The organism is Fannyhessea sp., from assembly GCF_986145555.1.
Window position 1 is genome coordinate 1 of the sequence record NZ_CFRCNA010000011.1, and the last position, 19,466, is coordinate 19,466.

The window sequence follows — 19,466 nt, forward strand, 5'->3', positions numbered from 1 at the left end:
CGTAATGTATAAGTAAATCCAGCTACTACCCAATTGTTGAGGAGACTCTTGTAATATCAATAAATCAATGGCTGGTGCGATAAGCGCTATGGCAATGGGTTTACAAACTCCTAAGTTTTCGAGTGTTTTTTGATTGACGATGATTGAGTAAAGGACAAGTGTTGTTAAACCAAATACGTGAGCTATACCGATAAATAAAACAGGTGAGTCATAAACAATTTCTGGATTAAACAATCTAAGTGAGTTAAGGATTAGTCCTAAAAGAGGGAGTAATAATGAAAAAAGGAATAATCGTATAGCTTGATACATAGATTTCTTCATTACAACCTCCTTAAATTTATATAGCAAAGCAGATGACTACTGTCATAGACAGACTATTTTTCACTCATTTTACGTTAATTTATCTTACTTGGAAAGGGAGGATAAGTCTTGCCAAGAAAACCTAAAAGACCATGTTCTTATCAATCAAGGCTGTCCGAGATGTATCTACAGGAAATGATACGAAGTTTGGCGGTTGTTGCTTAGAAGAACACTGTAAATAAGGGTTTATTGTAGGCTGACGAAACAGAAAAACGTGAATGAAAATCCAGCGTGAATTGACGCTGGATTTTTTCTTTTTATGGGGTGTCTTTTTTGGTTTTAGGGGTGTGTGCTATTTAGACAAGAGTGTGTGTTTTTGATTTAGGGGGTGTGTGCTTTTAAGAATTGACATGTAAAGACTATTTCTTTTGTTAGTTCATTGATGATATTACCTTTGTGATAAGGAAGTCCTCCGATAAAGTAAATTCAGGAATAATGATTCTACCATATCGGGACTTTTCATTTGTGTTATACCAAGACATTATCATTTCTGACGTATAACTGTTTCCCACAAGCCTGGCAAACACCTTGACAGTTAGAATAAGCTAACTTATAATCCTCTTATAGACGCAACAGTCGGTAGTGAGGGTTTATGGGCAGGAATAAGAGATTATCAGCCGAAGAAAGAAAAAAATCTATCAAAGAAGCAGCCGCGCGAGTTTTTGTGGCCAAAGGCTTCGCGCATACAACTATGGAAGATTTGATCCGCGAAAGCGGCTTATCTAAGGGCGGTTTTTACCATTATTACAAAAGTACGACTGATGTTATCTACGACATGATGCTCGACGGTATCGCTTATCGTAACACTGTGATAAAAAGCTCGTTACCTCTGGGCAAGACAGCGGAAACTGATTTTATTGCCGAAGAACTTACTAAGAAAGTAAGCGACACCACTATCTTGTCAAGTGTTTACGTCGAATTCCTGTTGGCCAAAAAAAGGAATGCCAAACTGGAGGAAATTTATGGGCAATTGGAGCGTATAACCATAGATTCATTTGCGGCAATGGATGTTAATCTGCCTGAACTCAAAGTACCAGCGGAACGGACGGAATTCCTCGGCTTTTTTATTAATTCCATGATTCTGGGAGTGAACATCTTGAGCGGGTCTAAAACGGTACATGAACATCATGACTTGATTAGAACTATGTTTCGAATGATTCTGCTGCAGTAGGATAACTGTCTGGACTTACAACGGTCGATACTCAGAATTGCCGAGATTTAGAACGGCCGAGGTCAGAGGTCGAAGAAAAAGCATTGAACATAAAAGAGTAATAACGGGCAAGAACAGAGGAGGCAATATGAAAGTCTATAAAAAATTATTGGCTTATGTGCCGGCGATGATGCCGTTGGTATACATAGCTATTTTGGGATCGGTCTTATCCTGTTTACTGATTAATTACGGGTACTATTTAATTTACGGCTTCCTCAGGGAATTGGTACTCGAAGCGAATATGGCTGCGGCAGCAACGTTTGCCGTCAAGATTGCGGCATTTATTCTAGCTGGAAACATACTATACTTCTTTGCCATTTTGTTGGCCCACCGTGTCGGATTTCGCTTGGAAACCAATCTCAAGAAACGTGGGGTAGAGGGTCTGAGTAAGGCTGGTTTCCGTTTTTTCGACACTCACCCGTCGGGTACGGTTCGCAAAGTTATTGATGACAACACCGCTTTGACACACAAAATTGTGGCCCATATGATACCGGACAATACCAAAGCTATGTTAACGCCTGTCATTATACTTGCTTTAGGTTTTAGCATCAACGTGCGTGTGGGAGTGTGTATCCTCGTTTTGACGCTGGTGGCGGTTGCAATTTTAATGTCGATGATGGGCGGCAGCGATTTCATGAAAGTTTATCAGGAAGCGTTGGATAAATTATCCGGGGAAACGGTAGAATACATCCGCGGCATTTCTGTTATTAAAATTTTCGGCGTTTCAGTCAGTTCAATGAAAAAACTTTTTAAGCTGGTACACGAATACTCGGACTACGCTTACAAATATTCGCAGAAATGCAAAAAGCCGTATGTGATTTATCAGTGCATATTTTTCGGGTTGTTGGCCATATTGACCATTCCGACGGTTTTTTGTCTATCGGCCTTGGGTGACCCACGGCTTCTTGCACTGGATTTGGTGATGACCTTGTTCTTGTCCGGCCTGATGTTCGCCGCCATGATGCAGGTTATGTACGTAAATATGGATATGTTTCAGGGGAATTATGCCGTCGACACCCTGGAAAAATTGTACGCGCAAATGGCCGAAGATGAAATTTCATTCGGGCACGTTACGACTTTTGCCGACCATTCCATTGAATTTAAAAATGTAACCTTTGCTTATGCCGACAAAAATGTTCTGGAAAATCTTTCGTTCAAACTGGATCAAGGCAAAATTTATGCCTTGGTTGGGGCTTCCGGTTCCGGTAAATCGACTATCGCTAAGCTTATTTGTGCCTACTACAACATTAAAGATGGCGAAATTTTGATTGGCGGCAAAAGAGTAGAAGAATACACACAGGAAGCTTTAATCAGGGAAATTTCCTTTGTTTTCCAAGACAGTAAGCTATTCAGCGACACTATTTATAATAATGTCGCCATGGCGCGGGAAAATGCTACACACGATGAAATCATGCGGGCCATGTCATTGGCTGGACTGGACAGCCTTTTGGCTAGTTTGGAACAGCATGAACAAACCCGCGTCGGCAGCGACGGGATTCGGCTTTCCGGCGGTGAGGCGCAACGGGTGGCGATTGCCAGAGCAATTTTGAAAGATTCACCGATTGTCATTATGGATGAGGCTTCGGCCTCGGTAGATCCGGATAATGAACATGAGTTGCAAAAGGCCTTTAAGCATTTGATGCACGGCAAAACGGTGGTTATGATTGCACATCGTCTGTCTGCCATCAAAGGCGTAGACGAGATTTTACTGGTCGAAGACGGCAAAATTGCCGGAAGAGGGTCACATGACGAATTAATGGCACGCGAAGGGAAATATAAGCAACTTTACAATATGTATACTGCGGCGAATGAATGGAGGGTCAGTGATGAAACAATTTCTCATGCGTAATTTTGCCCTTACAGATCAAGGCGCAAAAGGGGTTCTTAAAGCCGGGATAGCCAGCTTCTTTGTTTTTGTTATTAACCTTTTCCCGGCATTTATACTCATGCTTTGGCTGGATCAACTGCTTTTGCATCATGTTAGATCAACTGGTTTCTATCTTTGTGCTGCGGTTCTGACCTTGGTTGTCATGTTCTTTCTTTTGAACCGGGAGTACGACTTGCAATATAACGAAACCTATAAAGAGTCAGCCAATTTACGGATAGGTATAGCGAAGAAATTATCCGAATTGGAGATGTCCTACTTCTATACCCATGATTTGTCCGATCTGTCGCAGAGTATCATGGCTGATGTGGCGAGTATCGAGCATGCTTGCAGCCATGCGGTGCCAGCTGCCATCGGCTTTGCCTTTTTTATGCCGTTGATGACGATTTTGATGCTGCTGGGAAGCTGGAAGATGACGTTGGCAGCCGTAGGTCCGACTTTGCTGTCATTTTTGCTGATTCTATTGGCCAAAAACACCTCAAAACGTTTGTTTGATAAGTTCTATGTCCGCCTGCGACGCAATTCCGAGGCCTTTCAGGAGCGTATCGAGCTAGCAAAAGAAATAACGGCTTTCAACATATCGGAAAAAATCAAGGCTAAGCTCTATACCCGTCTGGATGATTCAGAGAAGATTCGATGGCAAACGGAAAGTGGTAATGGACTGATAATGTTGTTTTCAAGGATATTTTCTTACTTTTCTTTGGCTCTGACTATTCTTGTCGGCGTGCTTCTTTTACAGCGCGGGGAAATTTCTTTGTTGTACCTGCTTGGCTACCTTTTAGCCACAATAAAAATAAAGGATGTTGTCGATGCGAATATGGAATTTTTCATGGAAATATATTATGTCGATTCAGCAGTCAAACGGATCAATGAAATTCGCCAAGCTAAGGTGATGCCCGGCCGGGATACACAATTTTCGCGGTTCGACATTGATGTGAAAAATTTGGATTTTTCCTACGATGGACGGAAGAAAGTCTTGGACGGGGTAAGTTTCTCGGCACCGCAAGGCAAGGTGACGGCTCTGGTTGGTGAGTCCGGCTGCGGAAAAACGACGCTGCTGCGCCTTATTTCACGCTTGTATGATTTTGATAAGGGTGAGGTTTTGATCGGTGGGGAAAACATAAAGCAAGTATCGACCGAAAGTCTTTATCGCAATATATCAATCGTTTTTCAGGATGTAAAACTGTTCAATACCACGATTATGGAAAACATCCGCATCGGTCGACAAACCGCCACGGATGAAGAGGTTAAGGAAGCGGCTCGCCTCGCCAACTGCGACTTTATCAATGAGCTGAAGGACGGATTTGCCACGACCATTGGCGAAAACGGTGAACAGCTTTCCGGCGGAGAAAGGCAAAGAATATCCATTGCTAGGGCCTTTTTAAAGGATGCGCCCATTCTGATCCTCGACGAAATCGCTTCAAGTTTGGATGTGGACAACGAAAGAAAGATTCAGTGCTCATTGAATAAATTGATTGCCGAAAAGACGGTAATCATTATTTCCCACCGCATGAAGTCCATTGAAAATGCGGATGAGATTGTGGTTTTGCATAACGGAAGGGTAGAGCAAATCGGTCGCCATCATGAACTTTTAAAAACGTCCCCAAGCTATGCCCGACTTATTGAAAAAACGAAGGCTGCGGAAGATTTTGTGTACTAAACGTTAGCACTCGAAAAAATATGTAATAGGAGGAATTATGAATAATCAAAAAATCAGCAATAAGCTGGAATTAAAAGATCTCGTCCTGATCGGGGTATATGCTGTCATATACCTTGTCATGATGTTTGCTGTCGGTATGATGGGGGTAGTACCGATACTCTTTCTCATCTACCCTGCCGTAGCTGCCATTATCTGCGGTCCCTTAGTGCTCCTTTTCATGGCCAAAGTGCCGAAACCAATGGCTTTGGCTATTTTTGGCCTCATTATGCCCGTAATTATGCTGCTTGGGGGGCACACGTATGTTGTTATTGTCGTAGCGGCGATAATACTTGTGATCGCGGAACTGATCCGCAAATTGGGAAACTACCGCAGCCTAAAATACAACATGTTATCTTACGCCGTTTTTTCCATGTGGATCGGCGGTAGCCTAAGTCAAATGGTCTTGGCGCGTGAAAAATATCTTCAAATGTGTAAAATGATGGGCGATAGTTATGGGCCAGCCTTGGCAGAATTGATAACCTATCCGAACTTGGCTCTCGTCTTTCTTGGCGCCTTTGTCGGTGGCCTGATAGGAGCTTTATTGGGCAAAAAAATTCTTAAAAAGCACTTTATTCGGGCAGGTCTTATCTAATGTTCGTTTATCGGGAATCAGCCCTTAACCCTAACCCTATCAGCAAATTTCTCGTGTTGATCCTCATGAGCTTCACTGTCTTTCATGTGGTTCATACCGAGATTTTGCTGGCGGCTTTTTTGAGCTTGCTTTTCTTTATCAACGGGTATCGCATGTACGCCATAAAGGTTTTTTTCATATATACGGTACTGACACTTGTGCCGAGCTTTCCCGACTTGGAAAAGCTGCCCGCCCTGCTAAAAATGAGCCTTGGTCTGGCCTTGCTCGTCCGCATGTTCTTTTTGCCTTATTTGGCCGGGAATCTTCTGATTAAAACATCAGATGTGAGCTCGATTATCAGCTCTTTGGGTTTGTTAAAAATTCCTCAGCAGGTGTCAATTCCACTAGCAGTCATGTTCCGCTTTTTCCCATCTTTCCAGGAAGAAAAGGCCAACATAAAAATGGCGATGAAAATAAGGGGCGTTTCTCGGAAAAATTTTCTGAAATATGCTGAATATGTTTTCGTTCCGTTGTTGATTTTGTCGACGAATATCGCCGATGATATTGCAAAAGCAGCAGAGTGCAAAGCCATCGAGGCTCCGGGCAAAAAAACTAGGTATTTTGCAATTAAGTTCCGGCTGATCGATTTTATCTATCCCGCCTTGGCCCTGCTTCTGCTTGCGGGAGGCGTGCTTCTATGATCAAAATTGAAGACTTAACCGTTTCCTACAGTGACACGCCGGTGCTGAAACACCTTAATTTACAAATTGAGGACGGGGAGTGCGTCGTGCTGACCGGTGAAAGTGGGAGCGGTAAATCGACACTTTTAAATGCCATTAACGGTTTGGGCGAGAAATACGCCAACACGAGGACAAAAGGCTGTGTGACCGTTGACGACGCTGATGTAGGAACCCTGGAGACGTATCAAATTTCTGAGCTGGTGGCCTGCGTTTTTCAAAATCCTAAGACCCATTTCTTTAATGTTAATACTACCCAGGAGCTGCTGTTCTTTTTGGAAAATATCGGCTTGGAGCGGGCAGAAATGGATCGCCGTCTTGACAAATTGCTCAAGCTTTTCCCGATTAAGGCTTTGCTCAACCGCAGCATTTTTGAACTATCCGGCGGGGAAAAACAGGTTCTGTGTCTGGCCAGCGCTTATATCTCTGGCTGTAAATTCATTTTGCTTGATGAGCCAACCTCCAACTTGGATCACCGATATATCGACGTGCTCCGGCAAATGCTCGAGACCCTTCGCGCGGAAAAAATCGCGTTAGTAATTGCCGAACATCGTCTTTATTATTTGAACGGACTTTTCGACCGTTTAGTCCTTCTTAAGGGGGGAGAGATTGCCAAAATCTACACTAAAGAGGAGTTTAGCCGCCTTGCTTCAAACGACTTGCATGCGGCTGGGCTACGCGACAAAAAACCGGAAAGTATTAAGCTGCAGCCTTGCCCCGCAACTGGCGAACTATATATTAAAGAAATGAATATTGCCTTCACTCCGACTTCAGGGCTGGAGCTTGAAGATCTGTATTTTAAAAATAATTGTATTTACGGCATTATCGGCCGTAATGGCTCTGGCAAAACAACGTTTTTGAAAGCTCTGATCGGGGTGCTTAAAAAATCGCGGGAATCTGTATATTACGCAGGGCAGATTTTGAACAAGCGGGCCAGACTGCGCCGCTCTTATCTGGTTATGCAGGATGTCAATGCGCAATTGTTTACCGAGGCAGTGGAAACAGAACTGCGGCTAAAAAATACCCGCGTACCTGAGACAGAAATCGATTCTGTGCTGAGCAGTCTGAACTTGTTGCCATATAAGACGGTGCATCCGATGAGCTTATCCGGCGGTCAAAAGCAGCGGGTGGCGGTTGCAGTTGGCATTATCGATGAGGCTGATTTTATGTTTTTCGACGAGCCGACAAGCGGCATGGATTACAAAAATATGCTCGCCGTTTCTGACTGCATCAGAGGGTTGAGAAATGAACAGCGAATAATTTTTATCGCTTCGCATGATTTTGAATTTTTAAATGTTACTTGTGATTATGTTCTGGATATGGAAAGGGCGAATGGGCTTTTGGGCAGGGAACAAGTGTTATAGTAAAGTGAGTACAAAAGTGATCTTTACGCTGAAAAGATGCATAATATAAGGGTATCTATGCGTGATTTCCGCATGTACTGGGGTGATCCACGAAAAAAGCGAGCCCGAGTGCTTGCGCGAAGGTAATTCCCGCATGCGCGGGGGTGTTCGCGCTGTAAGGTTGCAATGCCGTTATTTGCCGAGGTAATTCCCGCATGCGCGGGGGTGATTCTCAAGTATATTTCTATTGTGCGCACAAATGTGTATCATAGAGTTAGAAAAATTTCTCCTGCAGCGTATGGTGTTCTTTTTGCTTTGCACATGCATGCGCTCTTTTTTTTGACGCAGGCGTTTCTCTTAGTTTAGCGCAGCTATTTGCCTATATTTGTCTTAGTGGTATTGCAGCATTGGTGGTGTGTTTTGGCGGCGCGTTTGCGGCGCGTGTACCAGAATTGCGCATGTTTTTGAAGCGTGCCCACGTTTAGCTAAGGCAGTAGCATGATTCTACCATTTCGGGACATTATCATTTCTGACGTATAACTGTTTCCCACAAGCCTGGCAAACAAGCCTGGCAAATAGCTTGACAGTTAGATGATCTAAACTTATTTTATTAATTCCATGATTCTGGGAGTGGACATCTTGAACGGGGCTAAGTACTAAACATATGATGGGGCTAGTACCGATACTTTTTCTCATCTACCCAGCCGTAGCTGCCATTTGTTGTTATTGTCGCAGCGGCGATACGTGGCACTGATCGGCACGGCTTTGGTGCCGCTGCTTTCTGGACTTTTTGGTTAAACTGAAGCACTCTGAAACTGAAAGGAAACGGCATTCGGCACAATTCGAAAAAGTCAGTAGAAATCAATAGAAGCTGCGGTTTATAATCGCAAAACCTATTGATTTTTTATGCGCTTGCGGTATCATAACACCATGGAGGTGGTTCTTATGATAAACAGACCGCTCTACGTCAATAAGATTGTGGCATACACCGACACACCTTTTGTAAAAGTGTTGACGGGTGTTCGCCGCTGCGGAAAATCCACAGTTCTTAAAATGATTATGGAGAAGCTGCAACAGGAGTATGGCATTCCGTCTGAGCGAATTGTCAGTATGCGTTTCGATTCCATGGATTATGAGGATATGACAGCGAAGGAGATGTTCAAGGCTGTCAAAGAAAAGCTAAATCCAACTGGGAGAACGTATCTCTTTCTGGATGAGATTCAGGAGATTGAAGGCTGGGAGAAAGTAGTAAACTCCCTGGCAACGGATTATGATGTTGACCTTTATGTGACAGGCTCCAATTCTAGAATGATGTCTTCAGAAATTGCGACTTACCTGACCGGACGATATGTTTCCTTCCGTATCTATACGCTTTCGTTTCAGGAATATCTGGAATTCAAAAAGCAGTATACACAGGTAAAGGATATCCATGCTGAATTGGCGGACTATATCCGCTTGGGTGGCTTCCCTGCAACACACCTGCAAGAGTATTCACAGGATGAGGTTTATACGATTGTCCGGGACATCTATAATTCCACGATTTTTTCGGATATCGTAAAGAGAAATCAGATTCGTAAAATCGACCAGCTGGAAAGGGTGGTTCGGTACACATTTGCGAATGTGGGAAATTCTTTCTCAGCAAAATCAATTTCGGATTATCTGAAATCGGAGCATCGTTCTATCGACAATGAAACGGTGTACAGCTATCTGGAAAAGTTGGAGAAAGCGTATCTTCTTCATCGTTGCTCTCGCTACGACCTGCGCGGAAAGGAGATTCTGAAAACGCAGGAGAAGTTTTATCTTGCTGATACCGCTTTGCGTTACAGCGTGCTGGGCTATACACCGGACAGCGTCGCATCCAGTCTGGAAAATGTGGTGTATCTGGAGCTTTGCAGACGAGGATATACCGTGACGATTGGGAAAACACCGGATGGTGAAGTCGATTTTGTGGCGAAGAAGCAGAATGACCGGTTGTATGTACAGGTAACACAGGAGATCAAATCCAAAAAAACAGAAAAGCGTGAATATGAACGACTGCTGGAAATCCGGGATAACTATCCGAAGTATGTTTTGAGAACCGATGAATTTGCCGGAGGCAATTACCAAGGCATCAAGAGTATGCACATTGCAGATTTTCTATTGAGCACAGAATATTAACGATGAGGGCGGCGGTGAGTCGCCCTTTTTAGAGCTATAGGACAAAAAGGGTTCATAGCATTTTAATGCTGTGAACTCCTTCTTATTTCGAGTTACTTATTGCGGAGTATTAAAATCAACAACTAAAATTAGGAAGGAAAAGAAAGCAAATAATAAGGAGAAGGCAATTATGAGCAGTGTGAAAATGACTGCTACTACTTTTAATGAGATAAGTATGATCTTTATATATATTGGCTTGTTAGTTTGAGGCAGTTTCTTTGTTGATGTAGCGGTAACGATTTTAAGAACTAGTGATATGCCTAAAAGAAGATAGCCTATACAGCAAATGGATAGCGTTAGCGTATTGGATAGGTTAATTTGCTCTGTAGTTGTAGGCTTATGGACTAAGTATATGGGAAGAAAATGCGTAATGTTACTTTCTTCTAAAATCACTAAAAGTAATGAGAAAACACCTAATGCCCAAAGGATATTTGCTACGGTTTTACATTTTTTCATTACATCTACTCCATGAACTGTTTTGTCCTACTAATTATATAATACGCGCAAGCTTGCTGAAAGGAGGATAAGTCTTGCCAAGAAAACCTAAAAGACCGTGTTCTTATCAAGGCTGTCCGAACCTAACTGATGGCAGGTTTTGTGAGGAACACTTAAAACAAGAGAGCAGACGCTACGAAAAATACGAGCGTCCTTATAATGCTCACAAGCGTTACGGCAGAGCATGGCAGAAAGTGCGGGATTCTTATGTGAAAGAGCATCCTTTCTGCGAGCTTTGCTTTAAGAACCGTGTGCTTGTTTCTGTTGAGCAGGTTCATCATATTAAACCGATTGCTGAAGGCGGAACGCATGAGAGGAATAATCTTATTTCTCTATGCAAATCTTGTCACTCTAAAATTCATGCTAAGCGTGGAGATCGCTGGCATAACAAAAATGACCACCTCAAGTTAGATGGTCATTTACATGTTAAACAGGTCTGCATGGCTACCCGTACGGGAAGCAACAAGAATAAGCTCGTCTTCGCTAACAACGTAGATTAAAAGCCAGTCTGGCTGAATGTGACATTCTCTAAACCCTTGGTAAGATCCAGCAAGAGCGTGGTCTTTGTGTTTTAGGTCTAGTGTTTCCCCAGCACAGAGTTTGTCAAGCACCTCTTGAAGTGAAGATATATCAAGGCCTCGCTTTTTAATCCGCTTGTAGTCCTTGCGAAACTTAGAAGTTGCTTGAAGTTTAAGCATATGCCCTAATCCTCCGCATTGAGAGCTTTCAAAAGCTCATCTGTGGTGCTATAGGATGTTGCCTGAATTTTACCTGACATGATATCGCGTGCTTCTTGCATAGCAGCCAGTGTTTCGGCATTATACTTTGGGACTTCTACTTTAAATGGAAGGCCGCCACGCAAAATGCACTGGCGCAAGAAAATGTTTACAGCACTTGACATATCGATGCCGAGTTCGCTAAACAGTTCATTTGCGTCTTTTTTGACAGTACTATCAATACGAATTTGAGTAGGACTTGTTGCCATAGTATCAGCTCCTTTTAATACGACTATGATACGAACGGTATACGTTGTCAAGCGATAAACAGATGAAATTTCTATTTCTTGTGCTACATACTCGATGTGTGCCAAGTGCCAAACCATCCTGCTTTTTGTCCGCGCCGCCCTGTAATGTTAGGCTACGTGTTCGGCTAAGTTTTGGAATCAACGCAAACTAAATCTTTATCCATACTGACCACTCAATTCGTATTGTATAGCGTATAGGTGTTATCCCAGACGATATACAAGCTATCCTATAACAGCTATACTATACAAACGAGTTAATTGACTGCATGAAAGTCAACAGGTAGGCATACCAAGAATGTGGGAACTCTATGGCAAAGAAATTGCGTCTTAAAGATATTGCCGAGCAAGCAGGCGTTTCTATTACGGTGGTTTCGCTGCTCCTTAACGGCCGCGATGTTCGGGTAAGCGATGAAAAACGTCGTCTTATTTTAGACATTGCGCGCCAAAATCACTACCAACCCAATCAAATTGCACGGAGTTTGGTTACTCAACACTCGCACACCTTGGGTCTTATTGTTCCTAATATTGAGAGCCGATTTTTCTCGTCGTTTGCTAAACATCTTGAACTTAAGTGTCGCGAAAATGGTTATGCCTTGTTTATCACCAATTCAGATGAAAGTTCCACGCATGATAGCGAGCTTGTTTCGCTTTTGATTCAGCGCGGCGTAGATGGCATTTTTATTATTTCTTCTGATGAACTATCTGCTACCGAAGAGTTCAAGCAAACGCTTCTGCACTTAAGCGTTCCTTACGTTATGGTTGACCGTACTATTGCTGGTCTTGCGTGCGATAAGGTGTACTTCAATAATGAATTAGGCGGCTATCTTGCCACGCATTACTTACTTGCTCATAATCACCGCCGCATTGCAGCGCTTATTAACGCAGATTCCCTAACGGGTCAAAGGCGCCTTAATGGCTATAAGCGCGCGCTGCAAGAATATGGTGTTGCTTTTGATGATTCTTTGATTTTGCCAAGCAGATATTATATCGAAGATGCATACAATGCCTCTCATGCGTTGGCACATCTTGGTGCAACGGCTGTGTTTGCAAGTAGCGATAATATTGCTTTAGGACTGCTTCGCTATTTATATCAAACAAACTTGCGAGTTCCGCGCGATTATTCGGTTGTAAGTTACGACAACTCTGCAGCTGACGCGCTGTTTGAGCCTGCCTTAACTTCTGTTGAGCAAAACGTTTCTGAGTTGGCTCAAGCGTCGTTTGATACCATGCTTAAACGGGTATGTGTTGCCAAACACGATAAGAGCAACGCATGCGATGAAGCCAACGCATGCGATGAGGACGCCGCACGTGCTCCTTTTGATATTATGCTTAATCCCGTGTTGGTAGAAAAGGCAAGTGTTCAAAATTTGTAGTGGGCACCCTTGTTATGAGGCGTATGTGAGAACTTCTCATCTTGGTCTGCTAATACGTATAATATTTCTTATATATCCATACGTTGCAATGCGCTGCGGTTGTGACGTCTAACAGCTGCGGTTTTGCGTCTGTCGTGTGCTGTTTTGTGTAGTGCATTTGCGGCTGATGCTTAGCATTTGCTGATTGATACCTACTATCAGCGCCTTTGCGCGCGGTGTTTGTTGCAAGGCATCTATTTTTGTGAGTAGAATTTTAAGTTTTTGCTTAAAAGCGTATGGTGCTAAAAGCGTTTGTTGTTGTAAAAGGAGGGGAAAGATTTGGCTCAGCCCGTGCTTGGAACACCTTGGTATAAGCCGCTCGGCATACGTAAACAGGAGTGTTCGTCGTCGCAAACCATAGCGTCACTTGACGCGTATTGGCGATGTGCAAATTATATAAGCGCAGGTCAAATCTATCTTTTCAGCAATCCTTTGATGAAGGGCGGCTTAAGCCCACGCGACATAAAGCATAGGCTTATGGGGCATTGGGGAACCATTCCCGGGCTTAATTTCTTGTATGCGCACATCAATCGGCTTATTCGTGATCATGGTCAAAACACGGTTGTACTTATGGGACCAGGTCATGGTGGACCTGCAGGAAATGCAGAGGCTTTTATCGATGGTAGCCTATCGGCAGTGTATCCCGACATTCCTCAAAATGAGCAAGGTTTGGAGCGGCTTTGTCGCGCGTATTCATTTCCTTTGGGCTTTCCTTCTAACCATGGTCCGCATACGCCAGGCTCAATTCACGAAGGGGGAGAGCTCGGCTATGTTCTTTCCCACGCGTATGGTGCTGTTTTGGATAATCCCTCGCTGTTGGCAATTCCCATTATTGGCGACGGCGAGTGCGAAACAGGACCTTTAGCTGCAAGTTGGCAAACCAATAAATTTATAAATCCACAAACTGATGGCCTCGTATTGCCAATTGTGCACCTCAATGGTTACAAAATTTCAAATCCGTCCATTTTGGCGCGTGTTTCACTGCAGGAACGCGATGATTATTTTAAAGGTATGGGATATCGTCCATATACGTTTGTTGCAGGTTTTGATGAAGAAGACGCATTGTCAATTCATAAACGCTTTGTAGCGTTATTTGAAGAAATTTTTGCTGAGCTCTGCTCAATCAAAGAGCGTGCAAAGCAGGGCTTTTACGAGCGGCCAGCATATCCCGTGCTTATTTTTAAAACCCCAAAGGGATGGACGTGTCCAACATATATTGATGGTCAAAAGTTTGAAGACTCTTGGCGTTCTCATCAGGTACCATTTGCCGGGGCAGACGAAACGCTCACGCATTTTGATGATTTTTGTGCGTGGATGTCTTCGTATCGTCCACAAGAGATTTTTGAAAAAGATGGTACCCTATCTAAGCAAGTTACTCGTATTTTGCCACAAGGTGACCTGCGGATAGGTTCCAACCCTTGTGCAGACGCAGGACGTATTCGTCGCGCGCTTACGCTTTCGTCACTTGATTCCTGCAAAATGGCAGTTGACACATCGCAGCGAGGAACGCTGTGTGCTTCTCCAACGTATGTACTTGGTTTGTATACCGCCAAGCTTTTGCAAAACAATCCACAGATGTTTCGTGTATTTGGTCCCGATGAGATTGCCTCTAATCGTTTTCAGTCAATTTATCGTGCAACTCAAAAACAATGGTATGTGGACAAAGATAAAGACCTCGAAAATGACGGAGAACTTTCGCAAACTGGTAGTGTTATTGAGCAACTTTCCGAGCACCAGTGCGAAGGTTTATTGGAAGGCTATGTGCTTACAGGTCGTCATGGAATTTGGGTGAGCTATGAGGCGTTTGCGCAGATTACAGCCTCTATGATCAGCCAACATATTAAGTGGCTTGAAGCGCTAAGACGTGAGGTTTCTTGGCGCAAGCCCATTTCTTCGCTCAATATTTTACTTACCTCTCACGTTTGGCGTCAGGAACATAACGGCTTTACGCATCAAGATCCAGGCATTGTGGACACGCTTCTGAATAAATCTTGTAATAACGAGCATGTTGTACATATATATTACCCATGTGACGCCAATCTTTTGTTGGCGGTGGCGCAACAAGCCTACACTGCCACCGATTGCGTCAATGTGATATTTGCAGGAAAGCAGCAAATTCCTGTTTGGCTTACGCTTGACGAAGCACGTTCGGAACTTGCACGTGGTGCGCTTGAATGGACGTGGGCATCGCATACAGACGCGCACGGCAACTTTGATTTGGTACTTGCAACCTGCGGTGATGTTCCTACTATCGAAACTTTAGCAGCTGCAGATATACTGCGCCGTCAAGGTGTTCATTTTAAGTTTGTGAATGTGCTTAATTTATGCGCGCTTCAAAGGCATGAAGAAAATGATGACGCGCTTACCGACGAGGAGTTTACTGAGCTCTTTTCAGCCGATAAACCCGTTTTGTTTGCGTTTCACGCGTATGTAGGAACCATATATCGCCTCATATGGGGTCGTCCTCATAGTAGTAATTTTTACGTACACGGCTATCAAGACTTAGGTTCAACAACAACGTTTTTTGATATGCTTCATATGAACCAGATGGATAGATTTGCGCTTGCAGCTCATGCGTTACAAATTCTTAATGCACAAAGAGCGTCGGTTCACGGCTGTGCAAAACCGTTATGGGAAACTGCGCGCCAAGAAATTCTTGCACGTCGAGAAAAACTGTATCGTTTTACCCTTGAACACGGTTACGATGACCCTGCAGCTACGTCTTATCCAAGCTTGGCTCAAGATTAGAGCGCGCTGCTTGTTGCGGGCTTTGGCTGCTGGCGGTTTTAGCTGATGGTGCGTTAATCGTGATTAATAGCGTTATTCAAACGCGTGTGATAGCACCCATATACCATACAAGCAAGCGGCAATAACACAAGCATAGCAGGGAAAAATAGTGCGTGAGGAACACACGTTGCCAATACACCGCCAATCATTGGTGCTGTAGCCATGCCAATATCAAGACCAATATAAAATGTTGAACTTGCAAGACCTTGTTCGCTTCGAGGAGCGAGCATCATGGCAGTTGATTGGTTTACCGAATAAATAACGCCGTATCCAATTGATAACAAAATCGCGGCAATACTCATAAGAATGTCGTTAGACATAAACGACATCATAAGCAAATATCCTGCCATAGCAATGGTGCTTATCCAAAACCATATGCCAAACCTTACTAAATCAAAGTATTTTTTGAAGACAATACGTATGATGAGCAGCGCAATTGCGTATATTATAAAGAATAGACCGCTTGATACTTCAAGTGACGCGTCCGCCACGTATTCAACCAAATCGGCTTGCGTTGCAAAGTAGGGTATAGAAAAACAAATCATAAATAACGTAATAGGAAACGCGTCTTTTTGAAGGATCTTAACGTTTTTCCACGGCGCTTTTGATTTAGTAGAACACGCGTTTGTAGAGTCCGCGCAGCTTTTTTGTTGTACAAAAGGATATGCGTGATTGCTTACAAATTGGATAACAATTAGCATGATGAATGCGGCACCAGCTGCTAACATAAGGGCTTCTCGGTAGCCGATAATTTTATAAAAATAAATTCCAACTGCAGGAGCGATTGCCATAGCAAGAGCATTCATAAGCCCGTAAAAGCCCATAGCCTCGCCCACGTGATTACGCGGAACAAGAAAACCTAACCACGTAGTCATACATACTGTTGCAAGCACAAAACCCGCACCGTTAATAAGTCTAAAGATAATAAGCCAAAATCCGTTAGGAGCAATACAATAGCCAACAACACCTATAAAAATAAGCACTCCTGCAATACAAGATAGCCGATACTTAGAAAAACGGTCGGTAATGTTTCCGGCTATAGGACGCAAGAAAAGAGAAACTACGCTCATTGATCCGGTAATGATTCCGGCAATAACTGCGCTTACGCCAAGCGTAAGGGCGTAGCCATTAATGAGCGGCGTTACCAGCATAGTAGAAAACATAAAGAAAAACGATGCTGCCATAACCAAAATTACATCGCGCGTATAAATGGATTGATGAGGATGGTTTGCGCTCTTAGGTTGTACAGGTTCTTGGTGAGGCTTTACGTTCATAGCCGCCGCGGGCTCTTGCTGAGAGTGTGCGTTCATTTCATCTGCAGGTTCTTGCTGAGAGTCTGCGGTGGTGTCATGCGTATGTGCGTGAGATTGATTGAGCTCATGCGTAAACGTACTCGAAGAGGTTTGTTGAGACAAGCGAGCATCCTTTCGTTAAAAAGTCCTTTACACGGTAAAGGTGCATAGTTAAGAATGCTCTAGTTTGGCGGGTTTAATTCGCACATCATAGATATAACAAAAAAATGCTAGAAAATATGCGTGGTTATATTTGTTTGTGGTATGCATGATTGAACGAACAAACACGTTCTTAAGAGTTATGGTGCATAGAGTTGCTGCGGTGATTGATACATGGGTATGATAGAAAAGATTCCTGCGCTTTGAATATCTTTTCTATAAAAATCCACCCTTTGTCTAGCAAAGGGTGGATAAAAATTTACATATCGCATTAACCAAAAAGCTGCCCATGAGCGATTGTTGCGTTACAAGTTGCGCATAGTGTGTAAGCAAGCAATTTGATTACTTTTTGCGTTTTTTCATAAGACCCAAGCTTATTGCACTCATACCAAGCGAAAGCAGACCAAAACCAAGCGAAATGGAAGTTGCATCCGCCGTTTTGGGAGAGCTGCTCATGTGTTTAGGTTGAGACGACTTGTTAGTTGTGTGTTTGTCGTTATTGCCATCATGCTTTCCATCTGCTGCGCCTTGACTTTGTTTGCCGTTCTGGTCTGGTTGGTGCTGTTGGTTTTGCTGAGTTTGTGCTTGTTGAGCTTGTGCCTGCTGTTTAATTTGCTCAAAAGCGGTTTGCGCTTGCGTTGCAGCCTGTTTTGCAGTCTCGAGTTCCGCAGTTTTAGCTGTTATTGTTTGATTCAGCGTATCAAGTGTTGTTTGAGCTTCTACAGCATCTTTTTTAGCAAAATCTTCTTTCTTTTGAGCAGCAGCTTTAGTTTTAAATCTATCCTGCATTTCGTCAACAGTGTCTTTTTTATCCTTGTATGCTTGTGATTTTTGTTCAAGCGTAGTTTGCGCAGTCTGTGCCGTGGTTTTAGCTTCTTCTAGCTGACGTGCGGCTTCTGCCTCTTGGGTGCTTGCTTCATTTGCGTCTGCAAGTTGTTGAGCCGCAAGACGCGCATTTTCCTCTACTTGTTGAGCAAGGTCTGCAAGTTTGGCGTCTGCTTTATTCTTTGCTGCTTCAAGTGGCTGCTTTTCTTGATTTGCTTTTTCTTGTGCTTGAGTGAGCTCGGTCTCTTTTTGCTGTTTAACTGCCTTCTTGAAGTTGGCTTTAAACTTAGCCGTTTGGACATCCTTTTTTAGACTTTCAACGTTTGGCTTAAGTTTATTAACTTCTACATCTGCCAGACGTTTTGCCTCTTCAGCATCTGTTTTCTTTTGTGTTTGTGTTTGAATGTCCTTCTTATTGGTGTCTATTGCTTGCTGTGCTTGCCTCTGCTCTTTTTGTGCATCCACAAGCTTTGCACCAGTATTATCGCGACCATTTTCTATGTCAGAAACTTTTGTGTCTGCTTGCTGTTTTTTCTGATTTAATCCAGCCGTTTTAGCATTCAATGTTTGCAGTTGAGCTTCGGCTTGTTTTGCTTCTGTATCTTTTGCTTTTGAAATGTCTTCTTGTTTTTGCAGCGCAGCTTCTTTTGCTTTGAGTTCGGTTTCTTTAGAAGTTTTATCTTGCTCAAGAGCGTTGAACTCGTTCGTTTTTTGTTCAAGTTCTTCTTGAATCTTATTCAGCTTAGTTTCGTGCTCTTTAACTTTTTCTTCTAAAGCTTTTGTAGTTTGAGTTACTTTTTCCTGCGCATCGTTTTTATCACTTGCAAGCTTTTTACCAGCTTCTACGGTTGTCTCGTGGTCTTTTTGGGTTTTATCTTTTTTCTCTGCGAGCGCTGTGTGGGCTTCCTCTTTTGTTTTCACATCATTATCGGCGGCATCTTTGTCGTTTTTCGCCTGCTCTTGTGCTGCTTTGAGCGTGTCTAATTCGCCCTGTTCTTTTTTCAACTCAGCTTCATCAACCGCAGGAAGTTGCTTATTTTCTTCCTCAGCAGTTTGAGCAAGCTTTTGCTTTTCTGCTAAATCTTTTTGAGCACCATCAAGTTTTCCTTGAGCATCCTTAAGCTCTTTTTGTGTTTGCAGTACTTTATTGTTGGCATCTTCAAGCTTTTTTTGTGCTTGGTTAACCTCATCTTGAGTAACAGCTCGTGCTGTCTGTGAGGCAACGATAGCTTGTGCTTGATTGTCTGTCGCGCTCTTAGTAGCTGCCATAGCAAGCGGTGCCGGATATGCAAGAGCTAAACCTGCGATAACTGCTCCAATTCGGTGTATATTTTTCATGTTCATCCTTATCTGGATCGTTTGCTTTACACTAGGAAAAATAGTTTACATGAGCAACTAAATATTTCCTAAAGGATTTTTTGTGTGTGTTCAACATGTGAATAATATGGGCACATCGTCATGTTCTCGATGT

The 19,466-nt window shown here is 43.2% G+C and carries 16 protein-coding genes; 10 read left to right on the forward strand and 6 right to left on the reverse strand.

Features of this window, described 5'->3' with window-relative positions:
• Positions 1 to 321: hypothetical protein (locus tag AC5GD6_RS03450; protein ID WP_491846242.1), on the reverse strand; the 321-nt coding region annotated here is incomplete at its 3' end.
• A 631-nt stretch (positions 322 to 952) separates the two neighbouring features.
• Between AC5GD6_RS03450 and AC5GD6_RS03455 the strand changes: the two genes are divergently transcribed.
• From AC5GD6_RS03455 to AC5GD6_RS03485, 7 genes are all read left to right on the forward strand, one after another.
• Positions 953 to 1,531: a TetR/AcrR family transcriptional regulator gene (locus AC5GD6_RS03455; RefSeq protein ID WP_491846243.1), complete on the forward strand. Its 579-nt coding sequence runs from the start codon at positions 953 to 955 to the stop codon at positions 1,529 to 1,531.
• A 127-nt stretch (positions 1,532 to 1,658) separates the two neighbouring features.
• Positions 1,659 to 3,419, forward strand: a complete 1,761-nt coding sequence (locus tag AC5GD6_RS03460) for an ABC transporter ATP-binding protein (protein WP_491846244.1) — start codon at positions 1,659 to 1,661, stop codon at positions 3,417 to 3,419.
• The gene (locus AC5GD6_RS03465; protein WP_416428719.1) at positions 3,397 to 5,115 is read left to right on the forward strand and encodes an ABC transporter ATP-binding protein; all 1,719 of its coding nucleotides are present in this window, start codon (positions 3,397 to 3,399) and stop codon (positions 5,113 to 5,115) included. Before AC5GD6_RS03460 ends, AC5GD6_RS03465 begins: the two co-directional genes overlap by 23 nt.
• 37 nt (positions 5,116 to 5,152) lie before the next feature.
• Positions 5,153 to 5,746, forward strand: coding sequence for an MptD family putative ECF transporter S component (locus AC5GD6_RS03470; protein ID WP_006303432.1), 594 nt, complete (start codon positions 5,153 to 5,155; stop codon positions 5,744 to 5,746).
• Complete coding sequence (locus AC5GD6_RS03475; RefSeq protein WP_061102574.1) at positions 5,746 to 6,426, forward strand: energy-coupling factor transporter transmembrane component T; 681 nt, start codon at positions 5,746 to 5,748, stop codon at positions 6,424 to 6,426. Before AC5GD6_RS03470 ends, AC5GD6_RS03475 begins: the two co-directional genes overlap by 1 nt.
• Complete coding sequence (locus AC5GD6_RS03480) at positions 6,423 to 7,826, forward strand: ABC transporter ATP-binding protein (protein WP_420027491.1); 1,404 nt, start codon at positions 6,423 to 6,425, stop codon at positions 7,824 to 7,826. The genes AC5GD6_RS03475 and AC5GD6_RS03480 overlap by 4 nt, the downstream gene beginning before the upstream one ends.
• Before the next feature lie 924 nt (positions 7,827 to 8,750).
• Positions 8,751 to 9,962, forward strand: a complete 1,212-nt coding sequence (locus AC5GD6_RS03485; RefSeq protein WP_416448014.1) for an ATP-binding protein — start codon at positions 8,751 to 8,753, stop codon at positions 9,960 to 9,962.
• Positions 9,963 to 10,058: 96 nt separating this feature from the next.
• Here the strand turns inward: AC5GD6_RS03485 and AC5GD6_RS03490 are convergent, their stop codons facing one another.
• On the reverse strand, positions 10,059 to 10,457 hold the full coding sequence (locus AC5GD6_RS03490) for a hypothetical protein (RefSeq protein ID WP_303869299.1): 399 nt from the start codon (positions 10,455 to 10,457) through the stop codon (positions 10,059 to 10,061).
• Positions 10,458 to 10,531: 74 nt separating this feature from the next.
• Here AC5GD6_RS03490 and AC5GD6_RS03495 point away from each other — a divergent pair, with 74 nt between their 5' ends.
• The gene (locus tag AC5GD6_RS03495) at positions 10,532 to 10,996 is read left to right on the forward strand and encodes an HNH endonuclease (RefSeq protein WP_491846245.1); all 465 of its coding nucleotides are present in this window, start codon (positions 10,532 to 10,534) and stop codon (positions 10,994 to 10,996) included.
• Here the strand turns inward: AC5GD6_RS03495 and AC5GD6_RS03500 are convergent.
• Both AC5GD6_RS03500 and AC5GD6_RS03505 read right to left on the reverse strand, forming a co-directional pair.
• Positions 10,916 to 11,194, reverse strand: a complete 279-nt coding sequence (locus AC5GD6_RS03500; RefSeq protein ID WP_303869297.1) for a type II toxin-antitoxin system YafQ family toxin — start codon at positions 11,192 to 11,194, stop codon at positions 10,916 to 10,918. The genes AC5GD6_RS03495 and AC5GD6_RS03500 overlap by 81 nt on opposite strands.
• A 5-nt stretch (positions 11,195 to 11,199) precedes the next feature.
• Positions 11,200 to 11,481, reverse strand: coding sequence for a type II toxin-antitoxin system RelB/DinJ family antitoxin (locus AC5GD6_RS03505; RefSeq protein ID WP_303869294.1), 282 nt, complete (start codon positions 11,479 to 11,481; stop codon positions 11,200 to 11,202).
• 347 nt (positions 11,482 to 11,828) lie between these two features.
• On the opposite strand from AC5GD6_RS03505, the gene AC5GD6_RS03510 reads away from it, so the two are divergent.
• On the forward strand, positions 11,829 to 12,893 hold the full coding sequence (locus AC5GD6_RS03510; RefSeq protein WP_491846246.1) for a LacI family DNA-binding transcriptional regulator: 1,065 nt from the start codon (positions 11,829 to 11,831) through the stop codon (positions 12,891 to 12,893).
• A gap of 318 nt (positions 12,894 to 13,211) precedes the next feature.
• A complete protein-coding gene (locus AC5GD6_RS03515) occupies positions 13,212 to 15,680 on the forward strand; it encodes a phosphoketolase family protein (protein ID WP_491846247.1) in 2,469 nt (822 codons plus the stop codon).
• Between the two features lie 53 nt (positions 15,681 to 15,733).
• Here the strand turns inward: AC5GD6_RS03515 and AC5GD6_RS03520 are convergent, their stop codons facing one another.
• Complete coding sequence (locus AC5GD6_RS03520; protein WP_491846248.1) at positions 15,734 to 17,134, reverse strand: MFS transporter; 1,401 nt, start codon at positions 17,132 to 17,134, stop codon at positions 15,734 to 15,736.
• Positions 17,135 to 17,512: 378 nt separating this feature from the next.
• A complete protein-coding gene (locus AC5GD6_RS03525) occupies positions 17,513 to 19,333 on the reverse strand; it encodes a hypothetical protein (RefSeq protein ID WP_491846249.1) in 1,821 nt (606 codons plus the stop codon).
• Positions 19,334 to 19,466: the final 133 nt, after the last annotated feature.